At 73.5% G+C, this 20,506-nt stretch carries 15 protein-coding genes; 8 read left to right on the plus strand and 7 right to left on the minus strand.

Going from position 1 to position 20,506, the window contains the following annotated elements; genetic code table 11:
• Window positions 1-90: 90 nt before the first annotated feature.
• The 3 genes from AB0M88_RS33055 to AB0M88_RS33065 are packed head-to-tail and all read right to left on the minus strand — an operon-like array spanning window position 91 to window position 2,109.
• Window positions 91-777 carry an NUDIX domain-containing protein gene (locus AB0M88_RS33055; protein ID WP_364109372.1) on the minus strand — a complete coding sequence of 229 codons (687 nt, stop codon included), beginning with the start codon at window positions 775-777 and terminating at the stop codon, window positions 91-93.
• 36 nt (window positions 778-813) lie between these two features.
• Window positions 814-1,527, minus strand: coding sequence for a hypothetical protein (locus AB0M88_RS33060; RefSeq protein ID WP_364109374.1), 714 nt, complete (start codon window positions 1,525-1,527; stop codon window positions 814-816).
• 24 nt (window positions 1,528-1,551) lie between these two features.
• Entirely contained in the window at window positions 1,552-2,109 is a 558-nt protein-coding gene (locus AB0M88_RS33065; RefSeq protein ID WP_364109379.1) for a hypothetical protein, read from the minus strand.
• Window positions 2,110-2,258: 149 nt separating this feature from the next.
• On the opposite strand from AB0M88_RS33065, the gene AB0M88_RS33070 reads away from it, so the two are divergent.
• The 4 genes from AB0M88_RS33070 to AB0M88_RS33085 all read left to right on the plus strand — a co-directional run bounded on the left by AB0M88_RS33070 (window position 2,259) and on the right by AB0M88_RS33085 (window position 7,370).
• A complete protein-coding gene (locus tag AB0M88_RS33070; RefSeq protein WP_364109385.1) occupies window positions 2,259-5,201 on the plus strand; it encodes a BTAD domain-containing putative transcriptional regulator in 2,943 nt (980 codons plus the stop codon).
• Between the two features lie 226 nt (window positions 5,202-5,427).
• Window positions 5,428-5,583, plus strand: coding sequence for a hypothetical protein (locus AB0M88_RS33075; protein ID WP_364109389.1), 156 nt, complete (start codon window positions 5,428-5,430; stop codon window positions 5,581-5,583).
• Between the two features lie 78 nt (window positions 5,584-5,661).
• Window positions 5,662-6,450: a MerR family transcriptional regulator gene (locus tag AB0M88_RS33080; RefSeq protein ID WP_364109392.1), complete on the plus strand. Its 789-nt coding sequence runs from the start codon at window positions 5,662-5,664 to the stop codon at window positions 6,448-6,450.
• Complete coding sequence (locus AB0M88_RS33085; protein WP_364109394.1) at window positions 6,447-7,370, plus strand: hypothetical protein; 924 nt, start codon at window positions 6,447-6,449, stop codon at window positions 7,368-7,370. Before AB0M88_RS33080 ends, AB0M88_RS33085 begins: the two co-directional genes overlap by 4 nt.
• Before the next feature lie 1,394 nt (window positions 7,371-8,764).
• Here AB0M88_RS33085 and AB0M88_RS33090 read toward each other — a convergent pair.
• Both AB0M88_RS33090 and AB0M88_RS33095 read right to left on the minus strand, forming a co-directional pair.
• Entirely contained in the window at window positions 8,765-9,865 is a 1,101-nt protein-coding gene (locus tag AB0M88_RS33090) for a hypothetical protein (protein ID WP_364109397.1), read from the minus strand.
• A 26-nt stretch (window positions 9,866-9,891) separates the two neighbouring features.
• Window positions 9,892-12,435, minus strand: a complete 2,544-nt coding sequence (locus tag AB0M88_RS33095) for a hypothetical protein (protein WP_364109399.1) — start codon at window positions 12,433-12,435, stop codon at window positions 9,892-9,894.
• Between the two features lie 358 nt (window positions 12,436-12,793).
• Here AB0M88_RS33095 and AB0M88_RS33100 point away from each other — a divergent pair, with 358 nt between their 5' ends.
• Complete coding sequence (locus AB0M88_RS33100) at window positions 12,794-13,789, plus strand: DUF4931 domain-containing protein (RefSeq protein WP_364109401.1); 996 nt, start codon at window positions 12,794-12,796, stop codon at window positions 13,787-13,789.
• Here AB0M88_RS33100 and AB0M88_RS33105 read toward each other — a convergent pair.
• Entirely contained in the window at window positions 13,737-15,251 is a 1,515-nt protein-coding gene (locus tag AB0M88_RS33105) for a methyl-accepting chemotaxis protein (protein ID WP_364109403.1), read from the minus strand. The two genes, AB0M88_RS33100 and AB0M88_RS33105, sit on opposite strands and share 53 nt — an antisense overlap.
• 56 nt (window positions 15,252-15,307) lie before the next feature.
• Between AB0M88_RS33105 and AB0M88_RS33110 the strand changes: the two genes are divergently transcribed.
• Window positions 15,308-17,179: a propionyl-CoA synthetase gene (locus AB0M88_RS33110; protein WP_364109405.1), complete on the plus strand. Its 1,872-nt coding sequence runs from the start codon at window positions 15,308-15,310 to the stop codon at window positions 17,177-17,179.
• 55 nt (window positions 17,180-17,234) lie between these two features.
• A complete protein-coding gene (locus AB0M88_RS33115; RefSeq protein WP_364109407.1) occupies window positions 17,235-18,089 on the plus strand; it encodes a PASTA domain-containing protein in 855 nt (284 codons plus the stop codon).
• Here the strand turns inward: AB0M88_RS33115 and AB0M88_RS33120 are convergent.
• Window positions 18,076-19,440 (minus strand): transaminase, encoded by a 1,365-nt coding sequence (locus AB0M88_RS33120; protein WP_364109409.1) that lies wholly within the window; start codon window positions 19,438-19,440, stop codon window positions 18,076-18,078. The genes AB0M88_RS33115 and AB0M88_RS33120 overlap by 14 nt on opposite strands.
• A gap of 122 nt (window positions 19,441-19,562) precedes the next feature.
• Between AB0M88_RS33120 and speB the strand changes: the two genes are divergently transcribed.
• A complete protein-coding gene (gene speB, locus AB0M88_RS33125; RefSeq protein ID WP_364109411.1) occupies window positions 19,563-20,504 on the plus strand; it encodes an agmatinase in 942 nt (313 codons plus the stop codon).
• The last annotated feature ends 2 nt before the right edge of the window (window positions 20,505-20,506 follow it).

The raw sequence follows: 20,506 nt of genomic DNA on the forward strand, positions 1-20,506 counted from the left end.
CGGTCGGTCGATCGGCGCTGGGCCGCCCGCCGGCCCGCCAGCCGACGGGCGGCGGCACGAGTCTTTCCGTGGGTTCTTCCGGTTTTCTTCCTACGGCGCCCGCAGGAGTGGCGGGTTGAGGGCCTGCTCGCCGGCCGCCCGGTAGAGCGCGGCCGGCCGCCCCACCTCGGGGATCCGGCGCTCGCCGGTCGGCTCGACGAAGCCGGGCGTGTTGAGGACCTTGCGGTTGAAGTTGCGCGGGTCGAGTTTGTGGCCCCAGACCACCTCGTATACGTGCCGCAGGTCGCCGATGGTGAAGGACGGTCCGCAGAACGTCGTGGCCAGGGTGGTGAATTCGATCCGGGTGCGGGCGCGTTCGACCGCGTCGTCGAGGATCCGGTCGTGGTCGAAGGAGAGGGTGCCGCGTACCTTTCCGGCCGGCGCCCAGGCGGCGCTGCTGGCGTCCGACCCGGCGGTCGGCAGCGGCAGATCGGGCATGAGCGCGAGGTAGGCGATGCTGACCACCCGGCCGCGCGGGTCGCGGCCCGGTTCCCCGTACGCCCGGAGCTGTTCCAGATGCAGCCGCGTCCCGTCGAGTCCGGTCTCCTCGGCCAGTTCCCGCACCGCCGCGTCGGGGATGTCCTCGTCGCCGCGCAGGAAGCCGCCGGGCAGGGCCGGCCGCCCGCGGAACGGGTCGTGGGCCCGGGTGATCACCAGCACCTGCAGGGTGTCCTCGCGGACGGTGAGGATCGCGAGGTCGACGGCGAGCCGCAGGTACGTGTGCTCCCGGTTGGTCATCCCCGGAGCGTACCCATATTGTCTTTTTGACACAAACTAGCGCGGGCGCCCGGCGGCCCAGATCTGGTCGAGTTCGGCGAGGAAGTGCTGGTACCAGACGTGGTCGCGGCCGGCCCGCAGGGTCAGCGCGGCCTCGGTGCCGTCGAACGTGTGTGAATAGATGTCCACGCCGAGCCGTCCGCCGGGGCGGTGGCGGTCGACCGCGAGGAGGCCGAACGCCGGCACGAAGTCGAGCAGCCGCACCTCGAGGCGGCCGGTCATCGTGTCGAGCAGGTCGAGGGTCGGGCGCACCCGGTTGGCGAAGACGCCGGCCGCGCCAGGGCTGGTGCTGCGCCGGGCCGCTTCACCGAGCACCTCGCCGTGCGGGTCGATGACGGCGATGCGGACCGTGCCGCCGCGCCGCAGGCACTGCGTGAGGGCCGCGGCGTGGTTGCGGACGGTCCGGTTGAGGGTGACGCCGACGATGTCGATCTCGGTCGCGTGGGCGAGGTCGATCTCGGTGCCCGGGGCCGGGACGTGCAGCAGGCGGTCGGCCGGCGGTTTCTCGACCAGGTGCCGCCGGGTGAGCTCGAGCAGGCGGCCGGTCTGGAGGCGGGAGTGCAGGGAGCCGGCGGCGAGTGCGGCCAGGGTGGCCAGCGTCGCCCCGGACAGCAGCGGGCCGCCGGCCAGGCCGAGCATGCCGAGCACGCCGATCGTGAGTGAGACGGCGAGCGTGACGACGAGGTCGAACGACTGCCAGATGCGGGCCATGGCCGCCCTCCACGGGGATGGTGACTATCGGTGGAGTTGACGGTACCAGGAGTTAGTGTCAACCTGACAAGAAATATCCCGGCCGCGCAGGATCAGGCGCCGGGAGACGTGCGAACCGACCTTCGCCGGGGGCAGCCAGAGAAGGCCGCCGGGGGAGTCCGCCGGGAGCGACGGGGCGCCCGGGCCCGACGGGTGGACCACCACGACCGCGCCGACGACCAGACGGCGGACCAGGCGGCGCAACAGCCGCACCGAACCGAGCAGGGGGCGCACCGATTGGCCGATATAGGTGCCGTCGCAGAGCACGCAGCCGTCCGCGGTGACCGTGTAGGAGCCCGACGGCCAGGCGACCGACTCGACGAGCAGCAGGTGAGAGGCGGTGCTGACGGCGAACCCGATCCGCGGGGCGCCCTCGGCCACGCGGACGCCCGCGTACAGGCGCACCCCCGGGTGGTCGGCCACCGGGTGCAGCAGCGCGCCGGTGCGGTCGGCGGCCTCCCGCACGCTCATGCCGATCGGGCGCAGGGACCGGCCCTCCTCGTCGGTCAGGCTGTCCAAAGTGCCACGCAGGCGATGGGCCATGGCGCTCTCCCTCACGGTGTCTCGACGGGTCACCGCGATTGGGCCACAGCGAGCTACCGGAATACTTCCCATGAGCGATATACCCGGAGAGGTGATGGTTTCCGGCTTCTCAGCTTCTACCGTGGCGGATCACGGAAGAGGGACGGCCCATGATCTACGGCATTCTCGGTGATCTCGAGGTTCGCGACTCCGGCGGCGACCTGGTCGAGCTCCCGCCCCGGCGGGCCCGGGCGGTGCTGGCCACGCTGCTGCTCCGGGCCAACACCGCGCTCTCGGCCGAGGAGCTGATCGCCGCCGCCTGGGGCGACCGCGAGGTCGACGCGGCCCAGCTCTACAAGGCGGTCGCCGCGCTCCGCAAGGTCTTCGCGGCCGCCGGACGGCCGGGCGCGCTGAGGACCCTCAACCGCTACGGCTACGAGCTGCGGGTCGCCGACGGCGACCTCGACATGCTGCGGTTCCGGCGCCTGGTCCGGCAGGCCGACGAGCGGCGCGGCAGCTCACCGGCCGAGGCCACGCTGCTGCGGGAGGCCCTCGGCCAGTGGCGCAGCGGCCGCCCGCTGTCCAACATGCACCTGGAGACTCTGACCGGCGAGATCGAGGTGCTGCGGCGCCAGCGCCGGCGCGCGGCCACCCGGCTGTTCGACCTCGAGCTCGAGCGCGGCGCCCACGCCGAGGTCGCCGACGAGCTGACCGCGTTCGCGGCCGAATACCCCGAGGACGCGAAACTCTGCCGGCTGCTGATGACGGCCCTCGACCGCGACGGTCGCACGGAAGAGATCCTTCCGGCGATCGAGAGGTACGAGGAGGCGGCGGTCAGCCCCGACAAGAGTCTGCGGCGCCTGGCGTACCGGATGGTGAGCGCGAGCGGCGCTCCGGGCCTGGGCTCCCTGGTTCCGCGGCAGTTGCCGCCGCCCCCGGCCTATTTCGTGGGCCGCGACGGGCTGCTCGCCGAGGTGCTCTGGCTGCTGCGCGAGCCGCGGCTGCCGGTGCTGGCGATCTCCGGGCCGGGCGGCATGGGCAAGACCGCCCTGGCGCTGCGCGCGGCGCACGAGGTCACGGCGTCCTATCCGGACGGTCAGCTGTGGGCCGGTCTGCGCGGAACCGAGGAGCAGCCGGCCGATCCGGCCGAGGTGCTCGGGGAGTTCCTGCGGGCGCTCGGCGTGCCGTCGGTGCCGGAGACCCGCAACGAGCGCGCGACGCTTTACCGGTCCACAATGGCCGGTCGGCGGATGCTGGTGCTCCTCGACGACGCGGCCGACGGCACCCAGGTCCGCGATCTGCTGCCGGGCGGGGGCCGCAGCGTCGTCGTCATCACCGCGCGCCGGCGGATGCCCGACATCGGCGCCCCCGCCCACCACGTGGCGCCGCTGGGCGCGTTCGACGACGAGACCGCGGGCGAGCTGTTCCACCGGATCGTCGCCGACGCGCACGTCGACCTGGCCGGGGAACAGGACGCGGTCGAAGCGGTCGTCCGGCTCTGCGCCGGGCTCCCGCTGGCCGTGCGGATGGCGGCCTTCCTGCGGGTCGAGGCATTCCACCGATCGACGGGAGAGCTGCTGCGGCAGCTCACGGTGCAGGGTCCGACCGCTTTCGCGTACGGGGCGGAAAGTCTCGCCCGCACCCTGGGCGCCGGGCTGATCCCGCTCGACGACCGGGCCCGCCGCCTGTTCGTCGGGCTCGGCCTGCTCGCGCTGCCGACCTTCGCCGAGTGGACCGCGACGGCGGTCCTCGACGAGCCCGGCCCGGCCGCCGGCGACGCGCTGGCCCAGCTGGCGGCGGCCGGCATGGCCGACCCGGTGCCCGGGGTGGCCCGCTACCGCTTCCACGACCTGACCCGGGAGTACGCCCGCGGCCTGGCCACCACGTCGGCGGCCGGCGCCGGTGACGTGGCCGGCGCCGCCGTGCGCGTCGGCCGGGCCCTGCTCACGCTGGCCCGGCGGGCGCACGCGGCGCTGTACGGCGGCGAGTTCGACATCGCCCACAGCGACCTGGCCGACGTGCCGGTGCCCGCCGCCGAGCTGGCCTCGGCGGCCTCCGAGCCCCGGGTCTGGTTCCAGCGGGAACGGGCCAACATCCGGGCCGCCGTCGAGCAGGCGGCCGCGCTCGGGCAGGCCGCCCTGTGCTGGGATCTGGCCGTCTCGGCGCACGAGTTCTACGCGATCGGGTCCTACTTCGACGACTGGCGGGCCACCCACGAGGTCGCGCTCGAGGCGTGCCGGGCGGCCGGCGACCACCGCGGCGAGGGCGTGGTGCTGACGATGCTCGGGATGCCGCCGCTGGTCGCCAGCGGAACCACCGGGGTGTCCGGGGTGAACGAGCTGGCGCGGGCGGTCCGGCTGCTGTCGGAGGCCGGCGAACGGCACGTGCTGGCGGTCGCCCAGCGGACGCTGGCCAACGCGCTGCGGCGCAACGGCGAGCTGGCGCGGCCGCTGGAGCTGTTCACCGAGGCGCTGGCGCACTACCAGGAGAGCGGCGACCTGGTCGGCAGCCAGCAGGCGCTCCGCTTCATCGGGCAGACCCACCTCGACCTGGGCGACGCGTCGTCGGCCGTCGCGGTGCTGCGCGAGGCGTCGCGGATGGCCCGCCAGACCGCGTCGGCGCGGGTGGTCGCGCCGGCGCTCTACTGGCTCGGCCAGGCCCAGCTCGCCCAGGGTGACCTGGACGGGGCCGCCGCGGCGTTCGACGAGGTGCTGAGCCTCTCGCCGCCGTCGTCCGGGGTGGCACACGCGTACGCGCTGCACGGCCTGGGCGACCTGGCTCTGGCCCAGGGGGACGCGGTCGAGGCGCGGGCGCTGCTCGCCGACGCCGCGGTGTTCGCCCGCGAGGGCTCGGACGCCGGTCTCGAGGCGCGGGTCGTGCTGTCGCTGGCCGCCGCGTCGGCGTCGCTCGGACTCGACGCCGACCGGGTGGACATCCTGCGGGGCGGTTCCTACGGCGGCTCGGCCAAGCTGGCGATCCGGGTGCAGGCGGAGCTGGCCGACGCGTACGCCCGCCTGGGTGACGCGAAAGCGGCGCGGGAGGCCCGCGAGAGGGTCGCCGAGCTGTATGACCGGGGAGACGTGCCGGCGTCGGACCGCCTGGCCCTCCCTTAATGTCTTGTTGACACGAAGGCCCTGGGAGGGTTAGTGTCATTTCGACAGTAAGGTTCGTGCTCCGACCGGGACGTACGACCGGGAAGCGTGCGGGCCGCGCTGTCGAAAAGCGCGCAGTGGCACCCGCGAGGAGGCCGGCCAGCCTCCAGCGCCGCCGTTCGGCCGGACCAGGCGATCGCGGGTGCCGTCCACCAGCCAACCGCAACCTTTCGTGAAGGGAAAGGTCATGCGCGCACGTCGTCGTTATGTTCTCGCGTCCCTCGTGGCGGCCATCGCGGTCGCTCTGAGCAGCCAGTTCGGCGCCGCCCCGGCGTCCGCCGCGCCGGCGATCCACTGCCCGGGCAGTACGACCTGGGACGACCTCCTGCACCGCTGCGTCTGACATCGAACCGGATGGCGGCACCCGCTCGGGTGCCGCCATCTTGACCTCGCCCCAAGGGCAGGCCCCAGACTTGCCGGCATGCCCGTGAAGCTTCTCCTGGCGGGCGAGTTCGGGGCGGCGGCCCGGCTCTCGCCCAAGGCCCTGCGCCTCTACGCCGAACAGGGCCTGCTGCTGCCGGCCGAGACCGACCCCGCGACCGGCTACCGCTACTACGACCCGGGACAGCTTCCCCGGGCGCGGCTGATCGGGCGGCTGCGCTCGCTCGGGCTGCCGCTGGCCCGCATCGCCTACCTGGTCGAGCTCAGCCCGGCCGCCTGCGCGCTGGAACTGCGCGGCTGGTTGCGGGCCTCCCGCGACCGTCTCGACGAGCGGGCGGCGGTCATCGAGGCGCTCGAGGAGGGTCCGCCGCCGGCGCTCGTCGCCGCGGTCCGGCTGCGGCAGGTGCCGGCGCGCAAGGTCGTGAGCCGGGCCCGCCAGATCGACTCGACCCGGCTGGAAGAACACATCCGCACGTCCGAACGCGACATCCGCGAGCACCTCGGCCCGTCCGCCGAACCCCGCCTGACCTTCTTCGAAGACCTGGTCACCCCGGACAAGGCGGGAATGGTCGAGGTGGCGGTGCCGTGCACCGGCCCGGTCGAGCCGGTGGCCGACCTGCGCATCCGCCTGGTGCCCGCGCACACCGCGGCCTGGCTGGCGGTCCCGCCCGACTACGAGGACGGGCCCCCGGTCCTGCGGGTCTACGACGCCATCGAAAGCTGGATCGACCACCACCCCGGCCTGCGCACGGCCGGCCACTCCTACGAGACGGCACCGGGCAGCGGGGCGCGGTTCGACGTCTCGTACCCGGTCACGGAGGTCAAATGACGCGCCACGTTCCCTACGTCGGCAACGGTCCCTACTGCTACGGCAACTCGTTCGCGATGCTGCTGGGCCCGCGGTCGCCGTCGACCGCGGTCATCGAGGTGGCCTCCGCCGGGCCGTTCGGCATGCAGCTGATCGGCGGCACGACGGCGTTCTTCGACGCGTACGGCTGGAACCCCGACATCGGCTGCGAACGCGCCCTCGCGGCCATCGGCTGGACGTCGGCGAAGACGAGCGGCGGCACCCCGGAGGAGGCACTCGACCGCCTGCGCACGGCGGTCGCCGACGGCCCGGTCTTCGTCGGGCCGCTCGAGATGGGCCACCTGCGCCACCAGCCCGACATGACCGGCCCGATCGGCGCCGACCACTTCGTGGTGGCCCTCGAGGTCGACGACGAACGCGTGCTGATCCACGACCCGCACGGCTTCCCGTACGCCGAGGTGCCGCTCGCCGACTTCCTGGCCGCGTGGCAGGCCGACACGCTGTCCTACGGCGACCCGTACACGATGCGTACCGCCTTTGCACAGGTCGCGGAGGTGTCCGACGCCGACGCGATCCGCTCGGTGATCCCGGCCGCCCGCGACTACCTGGCCCTGGTGACCGACGAGAAAATGCCGGAAGGCAGCCTGGGCAACGCTGACGCCGCCCACCGCGTCGCCGACCTGATCGAGGCCGGCGCCGCCAACGGCCTCCGCGAGGAATTCATCTACTTCGCCGTCCGCGTCGGCGCCCGCCGCCTTGACGACACCGCCACCTGCCTCGCCATGGCCGGCTATCCCGCGGCCGCGGCGGTCGCGGAGCTGCAGGCGCGGCTGGTCGGCTCGTTGCAGCGGCCACTCGTCGACCGCGACTTTGCCACGGCGGCGGCCGCCCTCCGCGAACTGGCGCCGACCTACGAGCGATTGCGGGAGGCGCTGGGCTGACGTTCGGCCGTCTCGTCGGCTGCGGTCCACGTTGGACGCCGGGCTGGTCTCTGTTTCGCTTACGCTGAGTTGATGGGGGTATAGGAGCGTCCAGCCAGAAATGCTTTCGGCCGGCAAGGTATCTGATGATCCCGTTGGCCGTTTCGGTTTGGCATGAGCGACACGCCGGTGGGGCTGACATTTCCCGGTCCGAATGCGGGAAAATAGCTTATGGCGCAGCTCGAGTTCTTTTCCCGGTCGCAAGTGGCGTCGTGGCGGGACCGGACCGCGTCACCCAATTATTCGCCCGGGGCTGATCGGTTTCGTCGGGAGCATGAGCGGCATCGTGAATGGGGTTTGCGGCAGCGGCATGGTCGCCGGGCGATGAACATCCGTCTGCACGGTGACGTCGCCCCACCGGCCGACCGCACCGGCAGCGGCCGGGCGTCCGAGCCTGTGGCGGTGGTGCCCGAGCCGGCCGATATCGAGCAGTCGCCGGCTCCGGATTCGAGGGGGAACGTTTCCTACGGTCGGGCGCCCACCGGCGCCGGTGGCGGCGAGGGCGATCCGGCCGATGGACCCAATCCGGCCGGAACCGTTGCCGCTGACCGGGTTGGCGCTGACCGGGCTGCCTCCGACGAGGCCGCAGCCGACGAGGCCGCATGTGCTAGTCAGGCCGCATGTGCTGATCGGGTCGGCCTGGCTGATCAGGTCCGATGCCGCGAGCGCCGCATAGGCAGGGCCCAACCCGGCCGGTCAGGCGGCACGATCCGTCGCTGCCGGCGGGCGGTTTGCGCAATGCCGTCGATCAGGTGGCTCCGCCGATCGGGCCGGCCGCGCCGATCGGATCGGGCCGGTCCTCCCGGCCGGCGATGCGGCTTCGGCTCGGCGATCCAGTCGGTGCCGACCGGCGACAGGGCGCCGCCGCTCCGTCCCCGGGAGCGCCGGCCGACCTTAGAGCACCGCGGGGACACCGCCCGCCTGCGGAGTGCAGCCCGGCCCGGATCGATCAGGATTACCCGGCCGTGGTGGCCGGATGGGCCGCGGTGGCCGGATGGGCCGCGGTCGAGACCGCTAAGCCTCCCGAATGCATAACACTATGCCTTCGGGAAGCGTCGAGACAACGGATTTATCCGGGGATTACTGGAGTTTGTCATCAGAAAGCCTCAATCGGCAACCGTATGACCGCCGTCGTCAAATGCGGCCCCATTTTCAGTCCGTGCCGGTAATCATTTCGGGTTGCCTGGCGGGCACAATGCCGTCGACAGCCGGGACGCCGCCGCATTTCCGGCCTTCACCTTCCGTAACCGAGAGCCCCTCAACTGAGCGAAGGACACGGGTCGGAGGAGTGGATTCCTGCGACGACCGTCTCGCGTCGCTGCGGCGGACCTGATCGAACTGTCGGTCCGGGCGGGTCAGGAGGCAGGGAACAGGTCTCGGTGCAGCGGAGTGGTGCGGAAGTCTTCGCTGTGATGAGGGCTGGTCCAGGTCGCCGGTTCAGTGGTGGTGCCGGGGCGGGTGACGGATAGCCGGTAGTCGGGGTGCAGGCCGTCGTTGCTGGTCGTGCGCTCGAAGGTGACGGTGAGGGTGTCGCCTGGCCGGACCGGGAACCCGCCGGGGGACAAGGGGGCGTAGATCGGCGCCCAGCCGCGGGTGTTGCCGGTGAGCGTGTCGATTTCCGGCCTCTGTGGTGCGACCGCGACGCGGGGCCAGAGCATCAGGCCGGTCACGCGCGAGGCTGGGGCTTCGACGGTGAGTTCGACGGTGCTGGTGGCGTCGGGTGCGGGTGGGTCTCTGCGGTGGTCGAAGACGATCGATTCGACTGCCGCGGCGCTGGAGACCGGTAGGGTTTCGGCCGGGCCGCCTAGGCAGAGTCGCAGGTCGAAGGGGTGGCCGACCGCGTTGAAGATCTGTTTCACGTACGGCAGGCTTTCGGTGGCGAGGGCAGCCCGGCGGCCGGACAGGTCGACTGCGGCGGCCCAGGTCTGGATCCGGAACGGGATCCAGGCGCAGTCCGGTGTGCAGAGTCGGTTCCGGGCGTCGCCGAGGGCCGCGATGGCGCCCTCGGCGGAGGCGATGTTGCCGACGATTTCCGAGATGCAGACCTGGGCCGGTTCCGGCAGGACTACCTCGGTGGACAGTTCCTCGAGGACCGTGATCCGGTTGGTGAGACCGGCGGCCGCGACCGCCTGGCGCGCTCGGTCGGCGACTTCGGGTTGCTGCTCGACCGCGAAGACGTGCCGGGCGCCCGCGCGGGCGGCGTGGACGGCCCAGAGCGCGTCGCGGCCGGTGCCGACATCGAGGACGGTTTTGCCCCGGGCGGCGTCGTCGATGGCGTCGCGGTAGGCGCGGAGCCGGTCGTCCGGCCGGTCGAAGCCGTCGTAGACGAGGTCGTCGTAGACCGGGTATTCGCCCATCGACGGGAACAGCGGAAACGGCAGGTCGCGCGCCGGCAGCGCCCGAACTGCCAGCTCGTGGTCGCCGATGGCGATCGATACGGTCCGCGCAGCAGTCACTGCCAGATCATCCGCCAGGCCGGCGGTCAGCCGGCAAGGGTGCGGGCCAGGCGGGTGGCCTCGGTGACCAGGCGGGTCCGGCCGGGATGGGCGGCGAGGGTGGCCACCTCGGGCAGGTCGGCGTGGGCGCCGATGGTGGCCGCCGTGGAGGCGGCGAGGGCCAGCAGCTCGGGGGTAGCCTGCGGCGGGCGGTCCATCCGCAGGAGCACGGGTACGAGGGTGCGCGCGATCGCCCACACGACGTGGGGTGCGCCGTCGCGGCTCGCCTCGTTCAGCGCCGGGACGATGCGTCCGAGCACGACGCTTCCGGCCGTCAGCAGCTGGCCGAGTTCGCGGCCGACCAGCTGGGCGTCGAGCCCGCCGGTCGCGGACAGGTGCAGCAGGGCGTCGACCGCCGGCCGGCGGTCCGGTTCATAGCGGGCGGCCAGCCCGTAGGTCAGGCAGAGCGCCATCGCCGGTCCGAAGGGGCCGGCCGCGCGGGCGAGAGCGGGCAGCACCTCGGCAACCCCGTGCTGGTCCTGGTCGGCGGCCGGCGCGAGAAACGGCTGGACGTGCGCGGCGACGACCTCCCGGTGTCCGGGCAGGACCATCGGCCAGCCGGCCATGGCGGGCGGCTCGTCGACCGGCCGGACCTGTGGACGATGGCCGGAAATTGTCATACCGGGCTGGTTAAGTTGCTCCCCACCCAACCGGGGTGGGGGTTGGGTGCGGCCCGCGCGCTCCCCACTCGGCCGGGAGGCGGGCGGGGTGAGATCCGCGTGCTGCGCGCTTGGCCGGGATGCGGGCGGGGTGAGGTCCGCGTGCTGCGCGCTTGGCCGGGACGCGGGCGGGGTGAGATCCGCGTGCTGCGCGCCTGGCCGGGACGGGGCCAGGTCCGCGTTGTCCCTGCCCGCCCGGAGTTGAGGTCGGGCGACGGTCGCGCGCTTCCTGCCCGCCCGCGGCGGAAGGTGGGTGGGGGCCGCCTGCGCGACCGACGGGTCGACCGGGAACGCGGGTGGGGGCAGCTCGCCGCTCGGCAGTGACAGGCACGGGAGGGTGGCCAGGCGGCGTACGGGCGGGCCGCGGAGCACGGTCACGGTGACGGGCGGCGGGTCGGGGAGGCCGCCTTCGCGCAGCCACGTGGCGAAGCGGCGGCCGGCCGGGGAGGACAGGCGGGCGGCGGCCGTGGTCACGGCGGCGTCGACCCGGCGGGGGAGGCGTAGGAGGGCCTGGGCCAGGTCCAGGGGGCCGGGCTGCCAGCCGTCGGCGTCGGCCGCGGCCAGGCGGAACAGGATGCGCGCCGGGTCGACGTGGCCGTCGGTGACGGACGGGAAGGCGAGCAGGAACGGTGGCGGGTGGCCGGCTTCGAACTGGGCCAGCAGCTCGGCGATCCGGGCGCCGAGTAGGCCCAGCGGGCCGTCGGACGGGGCCAGGGCGGCCAGCAGCGGGAGCAGCGGAGCGGCCGTGTCGGGGGAGAGGGCCGCGGTCTCGACCAGGCCGGCCAGCGCGCGTTCCAGATCCAGGGGACCGAGCGGAGCGGACAGGTCCGGCGGGGCGGCGGGCGGCGGCATCGGTGCCGGGGCGTACGGCTTGGGGGCCGGAGCGAACGACGGCGCGCACGGCGCGGCAGCCAGGCCGAGGGCTTCCGAGGCCTGGCGTCGGAGGTCGCCGGAGAGGGACGGCAGCTGGGCGCGCAGCACGCCGGGGCCGGCCGGGTGGGCGGTGAGCAGCCGCAGTGCCTGCTCGGCGAGGTCGGCCCGGGGGTTGGACAGGCCCGTCGCGGCGGCGGTGAGCAGTTGCGGCGCCGCTTCGGGATGGCGCGACAGGGCCTGGTCGAGCCAGGACAGCTGGGCGCGGACCAGCTTCCTGTCGGGCCGCATCAGCACGGCCGAGCTGACTGCGGCCAGCGTGGACGGGTCCAGGCGGCCGGCGTCGTCGAGCAGGCGCAGGGAGTCCTGGCCGACCGTGGCGAGCGCCGGCGGCGAGTCCAGGAGGGCCCGGTAGTCCGCGGTGTGGGCGGTGCGCTCGGCCGGCGCCGGGTCGAGCAGGCGGTGGATTTCGAGCATCGGGCGCAGGGCGCTCGGCTTGCCGCCCTCGCGCAGGCGGTGCAGCACCAGCCGGATCAGCGACGCGCGGTCGATGCGGCCGGCGGCGGCCAGGCTCAGCAGGGCGGGCGGCCAGGCGTCGTCGAGGGAGGTTCCGAGGCCGGGGAGTTCGAAGACGGCGGGCAGCAGGGTGTCGAGCCAGGGGTCGGCGGCCAGGCGGTCGCTCAGGGTGTGTGGCTCCGACGAGGACAGCGCGCGGATCCAGCCGGCCACCACGCCGGGGGTGGCGGGCGGTGGTACCTCGGCCGCCCGCAGCACGGCGGCGGTGAGGGGCCAGTCGAGGTCGCGGGGGCGGAGGCGGGTGGCCAGGCCGTTCGCCACGGCGGGGAGGGACGGGCGCCCGGGGGCGGAGAGCACCCGGACCACGGCGGCGACGGTCGGGCCGGGTGCCGGGCTCGGGAATCGGGGCGCCCGCAGCCAGGAGACGATCTGGGCGGCCCGGGGAAGGCAGGCCGCACCGGCCACCCGCAAGGCCTCCGGCGACACGGAAGGCGAGGCGGACGGCGAAGCGGAAGGCGGCACGGAAGGCGAGGCGGAAGGCGGCACGGCAGGCCAGGCGGAAGCCGGCCCGGCAGGCGGCCCGGCAGGCGGCCCGGCAGGCGGCCCGGCAGGCGGCCCGGCAGGCGGCCCGGCAGGCGGCCCGGCAGGCGGCCCGGCAGGCGGCCCGGGCATGTCACGCAGAGCGGGAACGAGCGCCCGCCGCGACTTCTCGTCCAACCGCAGCAAGGCGTCGGCGACCGCGGGTCCGTCGGCGCCGGCGATCAGGCGGAGCAGATCGCCCATGATCGGACCGTACCCGGGGCGCCGCGCACACAGGGGCGTTTCCCGCAGTTAGGGTCGGCCCGTGGGAGCGGAGTATCGAATCGACCCGGAGGCCGGCGAGTGGCGGATCGTGGCGCCCGAGCGGGCCGCCCGTCCGAGCGACATCGCCGGCGGCGGCGAGACGGAGTGCCCGTTCGACCCCGGCCACGAGCACATGACGATGCCCGAGGTGCTTCGGGTCCCGGCCGGCCGGTCCGAGCCGTGGCGGGTGCGGGTGGTGCCCAACCGCTATCCGGTGCTCGCCGCGACCGGGGACTGGCCGGCCGCGACCGGCCTGCACGAGGTCGTCATCGAGTCGCCCAACCACGACGGTGAGCTGCGCGACGCGACCGCGGGGGAGACGCTCGAGGTGCTGACCGCGATGCGCGAGCGCTGCCGCGCCATCCGGGACGGGCGGCGCCCGGCCGCGATCGTCGTGTTCCGTAACCACGGCGCGGCCGCCGGCACCTCGCTGCGGCACCCGCACAGCCAGATCGTCGCCCTCGACCAGGCCCCGCCCGGCCTGGTCGCCCGGTGGGACCGGGTGCGGGAGTTCCACGAGCGGACCGGCCGCCGCCTGCACGACGATCAGGCGGCCCGGGAGCGCGCCGAGCAGGTCCGGGTCGTCCACGACGGCGACGGCCTGCTGGTCTATCAGCCGCGCGCCGCCGCGGTCGGCCACGAGACGGTGCTGCTGCCCGACGACGACGCGGCCGGCCTCGCCGACGCCTCCGACGAGGCCTTGAAAACCATGGCGGGCATGCTCCCGGCGGTCGCCTCCGCGCTCGCCGCCGTACGCGACGACCCGGCGTACAACCTGGTCGTCCACGCCGGCCCGGCCACCGACCCGGACGCCGCCCGCTGGTACCGCTGGCACATCGGCCTCTACCCGCGGGTGGGCCGCCGCGCCGGGCTCGAGATCGCGACCGGCCTGGGCGTGAACCCGGCCGTCCCCGAGCAGACCGCCCCGGTGCTGCGGGCGGCGCTCAGGTCCGCAAGGCGTGCGCCATCGTCGTCTGTTCCTCCAGCACCTCGTTGATGCGGGTCTGCACGCCGTCCAGCTGACCGATCGTCTCGCTGGTCGACCGGATGCCGCCGGACACCGACTCGGCGCTCGCCTGCAGCGCGGTGATCTGCTCGGAGACCCGCTTGGTGGCGTCCGCGGTCTCCCGGGCCAGTTCCTTGACCTCGCCCGCGACGACCGCGAACCCCTTGCCGAGCTCGCCGGCCCGGGCCGCCTCGATGGTCGCGTTGAGCGCGAGCAGGTTGGTCTGGTCGGCGATCGACGAGATGATCTGGATGACGTCGCCGATCGCGTTGGAGGCGTCGCCGAGGGCGGAAACGTCGCCGCTCATCGCCGAGGCCCGGCCGACCGCCTCGCCGGCCACCCGGGTCGCCTCGCCGGTCGCCGTGTGCAGCCGGTCGACCGTGTCGAGCAGCGACCGGGCGTTCGTGGCCGAGTGCTCGGCGCTGCGGACGATGTCGAGGCGCTGCGACACCAGCTGCTGCACGTTGCGCAGCGCGGAGGCGCGGGACTCGCTGAGGTCGACGTACTCGGTGGTGAAGAAGTCCATCGTGCCGATGATCCGGTCGCCGCTGACGACCGGGAAGCAGACGCCGGAGCGGACGCCGGCCCGTTGCGCGGCCGGGGCGCGTACGCAGTCGGTGAGCTCGCCGATGTCGCGCACGAAGACCAGGTCGCGGGCCCGCCAGACCCGGCCGGAGAGGCCGACGCCCTCGGCGAAGGTCGCGGCCAGGGTGACCTTGCGGAACTCCTCGCCGGCGGTGCCCGACTCGGTGCGGAACCGCAGGACGTTCTCGTCCTCGTCGACCTGCCAGAACGACCCGTACGCCCAGTGGAACGCCGTGCGCACCGCGTCGAGGGCCGCCTGCACCGCGACCTGCGAGTCGCTGGTGTGCCCGAGCGCGCTGACGACCGCGGTCACCGCGAGCCGGTCGTCGGCCAGCTGCCGGGTGGTGTGCGCGGCGAGCGCGGCCAGCCGGATCTGCTCGCCGAGCCGGGAGATCGCGGTCCACTTGCTCAGCTGGGCCGCGTCCGGGGTGGTCAGATTGTGGGTGTAGTACTCCAGGATCGCGACGACCCGGGTGCCCCGCTCGGTCGGCACGGCCGCCCCGAACCGGCAGCCGCCCCGGATCGCGGCGGCCAGGCGCGGGTCGGTTCCCGGGTCGCGCTCGTCGGCGTAGGCCGGCCTCCCGGTCCGCAGCGCCTCCTGCACCAGCGGCGACGGGCCGGTGCCGAGGGTGGCCGCGAGCTTCCCGGCGGCGAACTCGAGATGCGCCGACGGGCCGTCGACGAGCCAGACGGCGATGTATTCGAGACCGTAGAACTCGACGTAGGTGGAGGCGTAGACGCGCCAGGAGTGAGCGTCGTCGGTGACACCCTCGAGGTTGCCGGCCAGTTCGTGCAGCGCCTCGATGTCGCGGGGCACGGCGAGCGCGGGCGGCGGCGCGGCGACCACGCGGTCTCGGAACAGACCCATGACGACAATCTACGGAGTGGTATTCACGTTCTACCGCGCAATTGGTAGAAAGCCTCATGGGTGACTACCGGCAGGCGTACGCGCGCAGCATGGACGACCCGGAAGGCTTCTGGCGGGAGGCGGCCGCCGCGATCGCGTGGACCCGGGCGCCGGAGCGGATTCTCGACGATTCGGCGGCCCCGATCTACCGGTGGTACCCGGACGCCGAGCTGAACACCTCCTACAACACGCTCGACCGGCACGTGGCGGACGGGCGCGGCGACCGGACGGCGCTGATCTACGACAGCCCGGTGACGGGAGTCGTCCGGGCGTACACCTACCGGGAGTTGCGGGAGGCCGTCGCCCTGTTCGCCGGAGCCCTGCGCAGGCTCGGTGTCGCCAAGGGCGACCGGGTCGTGCTCTACATGGCGATGGTGCCCGAGACGGTGATCGCGATGCTGGCCTGCGCGCGGCTCGGCGCCGTGCACTCGGTGGTGTTCGGCGGCTTCGGCGCCCGTGAGCTGGCGGCCCGCATCGACGACGCCCGGCCGAAGGTGATCGTGGCGACCTCGTGCGGGGTGGAGGCCGGCCGGGTGGTGCCCTACCAGCCGATGCTCGACGCGGCTTTGAGCATGACCGGCCATCGCGTGGACCGGACCGTCGTCGTGCAGCGTCCCCAGCATCCGTCCGACCTGGTCGAGGGCCGCGACCTGACCTGGGAGGAGGCCCTGGAGGGCGCTTCCCCGGCCGACTGCGTGCCGGTGAAGGCGACCGATCCGCTGTACATCCTGTACACCTCGGGCACGACCGGCCGGCCCAAGGGCGTGGTGCGCGACAACGGCGGTCACGCGGTCGCGCTGCGCTGGTCGATGGAGGCGATCTTCGCGACCGGGCCGGACGACGTGTTCTGGGCCGCCTCAGACGTCGGCTGGGTGGTCGGCCACTCCTACATCGTCTATGCGCCGCTGCTCACCGGGGCGACGACCGTCCTCTACGAGGGCAAACCGGTCGGCACCCCCGACGCCGGCGCGTTCTGGCGGGTCGCCGAGCAGCACCGGGTCACCGCGATGTTCACCGCGCCGACCGCGATCCGCGCGATCAGGAAGGAGGACCCGGCCGGTCGTCTCGCCGCGGGCCGCGATCTCGAAAGCCTGCGGCTGCTGTTCCTGGCCGGCGAGCGGCTCGACCCGCAGACCTACGAGTGGGCCGGCGATCTGCTCGGCGTCCCGGTCGTCGACAACTGGTGGCAGACCGAGACCGGCTGGCCGATCGCGGCGAATCCGCGCGGCCTCGACGATCTGCCGACCAAGGCCGGGTCACCCTCGCTGCCTTCGCCCGGCTTTCGCGTACGCGTCGTCGACGCCACCGGCGGCGACGTGCCGACGGGGGAGGACGGGTCGATCGTCCTCGGCCTGCCCCTGCCACCGGGCTGCCTGCCGACGCTGTGGCAGGACGACGAACGCTACGTCCGCTCGTACCTGTCGGCCTTCCCCGGCCACTACCTGACCGGCGACGGCGGCCGGTTCGACGCCGACGGTTACCTGTACGTCATGGGCCGCACCGACGACGTCGTCAACGTGGCCGGGCACCGGCTGTCGACCGGCGCGATGGAGGAGGTGCTGGCCGGGCACCCGGCGGTGGCCGAGTGCGCGGTGATCGGGGTGGGCGATCCGCTGAAGGGCCAGGTCCCGCGCGGCTTCGTGGTCCTCAAGGCCGGCGCCGCCTCCGCCGGCCTGGAGGGGGAGCTGGTGGCGCTGGTCCGCGCCCAGATCGGGGCGGTCGCCTCGCTGCGGCGGGTCGACGTGGTGGCGGGGCTGCCGAAGACCCGGTCCGGGAAGATCCTGCGGCGCACGATGCGGGCGATCGCCGACGGGCGCGACGAGGCGGTGCCGTCCACGATCGAGGATCCGTCCGTCCTCGATGCTCTGCGGCCTGTGTTGCGATCCTGACAATTCACCGACTTGGGGGTACTTGTCCGGCTCGATGCCCCGTACGGTGCTCGCCATGATTGCAGAGGCGGCGTCCACTCGTAGAAGATCGAGCCGGGGCGGGCTGGCCCGCCTGTTCCGGCCGAGCGCGGCCGGCCGGCTGGCCGGCGACAAGATCCAGCGCGGCGTGCTGACCGTGACGATCGTGCTGCTGGTCGCGATGGTCGCGGTGGCCGTCCTTCTCGGACTGTTCAGTCACGACGGTGGCGCCGGGGTGACGTCGTTCGTGCTGTTCGCGGCGGCCGCCGCGGCCGGGGCCGGGCTCGGCTTCCTGTTCGGGCTGCCGCGGGCCCGGGTCTCCGACCTGACCGCCGACGGGTCGGCCGACGGCCCACCGGTGCCGGCCAAGGCGAGCACGTACTACCTGACCAACTCCAACCTGATCAAGGTGTCGGACTGGCTGACCACGATCGTGATCGGTCTCGGCCTGGTCAACCTGGGCAAGCTGGTGCCGGCGATCCGGTCGCTGTCGCATGCCCTCGAGGCTCCGCTCGGCAGCGCGCCCTACTCCGGGGCGATCGGCGTCGCGGTGCTGATCGTCGGGCTGCTGGCCGGGTTCATCCTCGACTACCTGTGGACCAGCATCCGGGTGCGCGAGCTGCTGGAGGAGTCCGAGCGGCAGAGCGAGGAGCACGTGCCCGAGCTGCGCAACCGCACGCTCGCCGAGGCCCGCGAGGAGGTCGCCGACAGGCAGCTCACGCTGGTCGTGCCGCCCGGCACCCCGGAGGACTCGAAGGTGGTCGAGCAGACGCTGCCGCCGGGCACCGCGGTCCCGCCCGGCACCGGCCTGACCGTCACCATGCTGGCCCCCGCGCCCGCGCCGGTTCCCCGCGACGACACCGACTCGACCCAGCGGCTCAAGCTGTCGTGAGCTCCTCCAGCGCCGCCGCGAAGACCTCGTGGTGGCGCTGGACGTCGTCGAGGGTGGTGGCCGGCGACATCAGGGCCATGTTGTGGAACGGGGTCAGCAGGATGCCCCGGTTGGCCAGGTAGGTGTGGAGGAAGTCCTCCAGCTCGGGGTCGGCGCTCGCGGCCGATGCGGTGCCGTCGACCGGGGCCGGGTTCGCGAAGCGGTACTCGACGCGGGCGCCGAGCTGGGACACCGACCACGGCAGCGCGTACGTCTCGAGGAGCTTGCGGAGTCCCTCCGCGAAGGCCGTCGCCGTGCTGATCATGACGCCGAAGGCGGCGTCGGTCAGCACCTGTTCCAGGGTGGCGCGCGCGGCGGCCATCGAGACCGGGTTGCCGGCGAGCGTGCCGCCGACGCCGCCCATGTCGACGAGGTCGAGGTCGTCGCGGCCGAGCAGCGTGGCGGCGAGGTCCTCGCTGAGGCCGTAGGCGCCGATCGGGATGCCGCCGGCGATCGCCTTGCCGATGGTCACGACGTCCGGGTCGAGGCCCCAGGCCCGCGTCGCGCCGCCGGGGCCGGCCGAGAACGTGTGGGTCTCGTCGTTGATCAGGTAGGTCCCGTATTTCCGGGTGAGGGCGCGCACGCCGTCGAGGTAGCCCGGCCGCGGCAGCACGATGCCGATGTTGGTGAGCGCGGGTTCCATGAGGACCGCGGCGACGTCGCGGTTCCTCAGCTCGCGCTCGAGGCCTTCCAGGTCGTTGAACTCGGCGACCCGGCTGGTCTGGGTCACGTCGGCCGGGGCGCCCACGTTGCCCTCGCGGCTCATGCCCTCGCCGCCGGGGCCGACGACGATCAGCGACTCGTCGACCGAGCCGTGGTAGCAGTAGCTGTTGAACAGGATCCTCGGGCGCCCGCTGACCGCCCGGAGCAGGCGGATCGCCCACCGGTTGGCGTCGGTCGCGGTGAGCGCGAAACTCCACTGCGGCAACCCGAACCGGCGGCTCAACTCGGCCCCGACCAGCGCCGCGTCCTCGGTCGGCAGCATCGTGGTGAGGCCGTTCTCCAGCTGCCGGCGCACGGCCTCGGCGACCGGGCCCGGCGAGTGGCCGGCCATCGCGCCGGTGTCGCCCAGGCAGAAGTCGACGTACTCGTGGCCGTCGAGGTCGGTGATCCGCGCGCCGCGGGCGCCGGCGGCGTAGAGCGGGAAACCGGCCGCGGCCTTGTTCATCCAGGTCATCGGCACCCGGCCGAAGAGGTGCCCGGCGCCCGCGTAGGCGGCGGCCGACTTCGGGTTGCGCTCGGCGAACGCCGCGCGCTCGCGCGCCGCGAGCGCCCCCAGCCGTACGCGATCGACTCCGGATTCCGTCGTCATGGCGCGACGCTACCAACGAAGTCTTCTCTTAGCGAGGGTCGGACAACCGAATCCGCAGACCATTGATTCGCCGCGTATCTCGGGTCTACGGTTCGACCACGGGTGATGATCAGGAGGCGTCGATGTCTTCAGGGGATGTGGTCGGTCCGGTCGACGCCACGGTGGTGCCCCGCTTCGCCGGGCCGCCGACCTTCGCCCGGCTGCCCGCCCTGACCGGCGTCGAGTCGGCCGACGTCGTGATCGCCGGGGTGCCGTTCGACGCCGGGGTCAGCTACCGGCCGGGCGCCCGGTTCGGTCCCGCCCACATCCGCCAGTCGTCGCGGCTGCTGCGGCCCTACAACCCGGCGCTCGGCGTCTCCCCGTTCGGCGTGCGGCAGGTGGCCGACGCGGGTGACATCGCGTGCAATCCGTTCGACATCCCGGCCGCGATCGGGCAGATCGAGGCGGCCGCCTCCCAGCTGCTCCAGGGCGGCCGCCGGCTGCTGGCGCTCGGCGGCGACCACACCGTCGCGCTGCCGCTGCTGCGGGCGGTCCACGCCGTGCACGGGCCGGTCGCGGTGCTGCACTTCGACGCGCATCTGGACACCTGGGACACGTACTTCGGTGAGCCGTACACCCACGGCACGCCGTTCCGCCGGGCCGCCGAGGAGCGCCTGCTCGACCCGCTGCGCAGCGTGCACGTGGGGATCCGCGGCCCGCTCTACTCGGACACCGACCTCGGCGACAGCGAACGCCTCGGGTTCATGGCGATCCACTGCGCCGACATCGAGCGGGACGGCCTGGCCGCCGCGATCACCCGGATGACCGCCCGCCTCGGTTCCGCTCCGGTGTACGTCTCGGTCGACATCGACGTGCTCGACCCGGCGTTCGCGCCCGGCACCGGCACGCCCGAGGCGGGCGGCATGACCAGCCGCGAACTGCTGGCCGTGCTGCGCACCCTGTCCAACGTCGTCGGCGCCGACATCGTCGAGGTGGCGCCGGCCTACGACCACGCCGAGATCACCGGGATCGCGGCCGCGCATGTCGCATACGAGCTGCTGAGTGTGATGGCCAAGGAGGCGTGATC

It is taken from the genome of Actinoplanes sp. NPDC051411 (genome assembly GCF_040682075.1).
GTDB lineage: Bacteria > Actinomycetota > Actinomycetes > Mycobacteriales > Micromonosporaceae > Actinoplanes.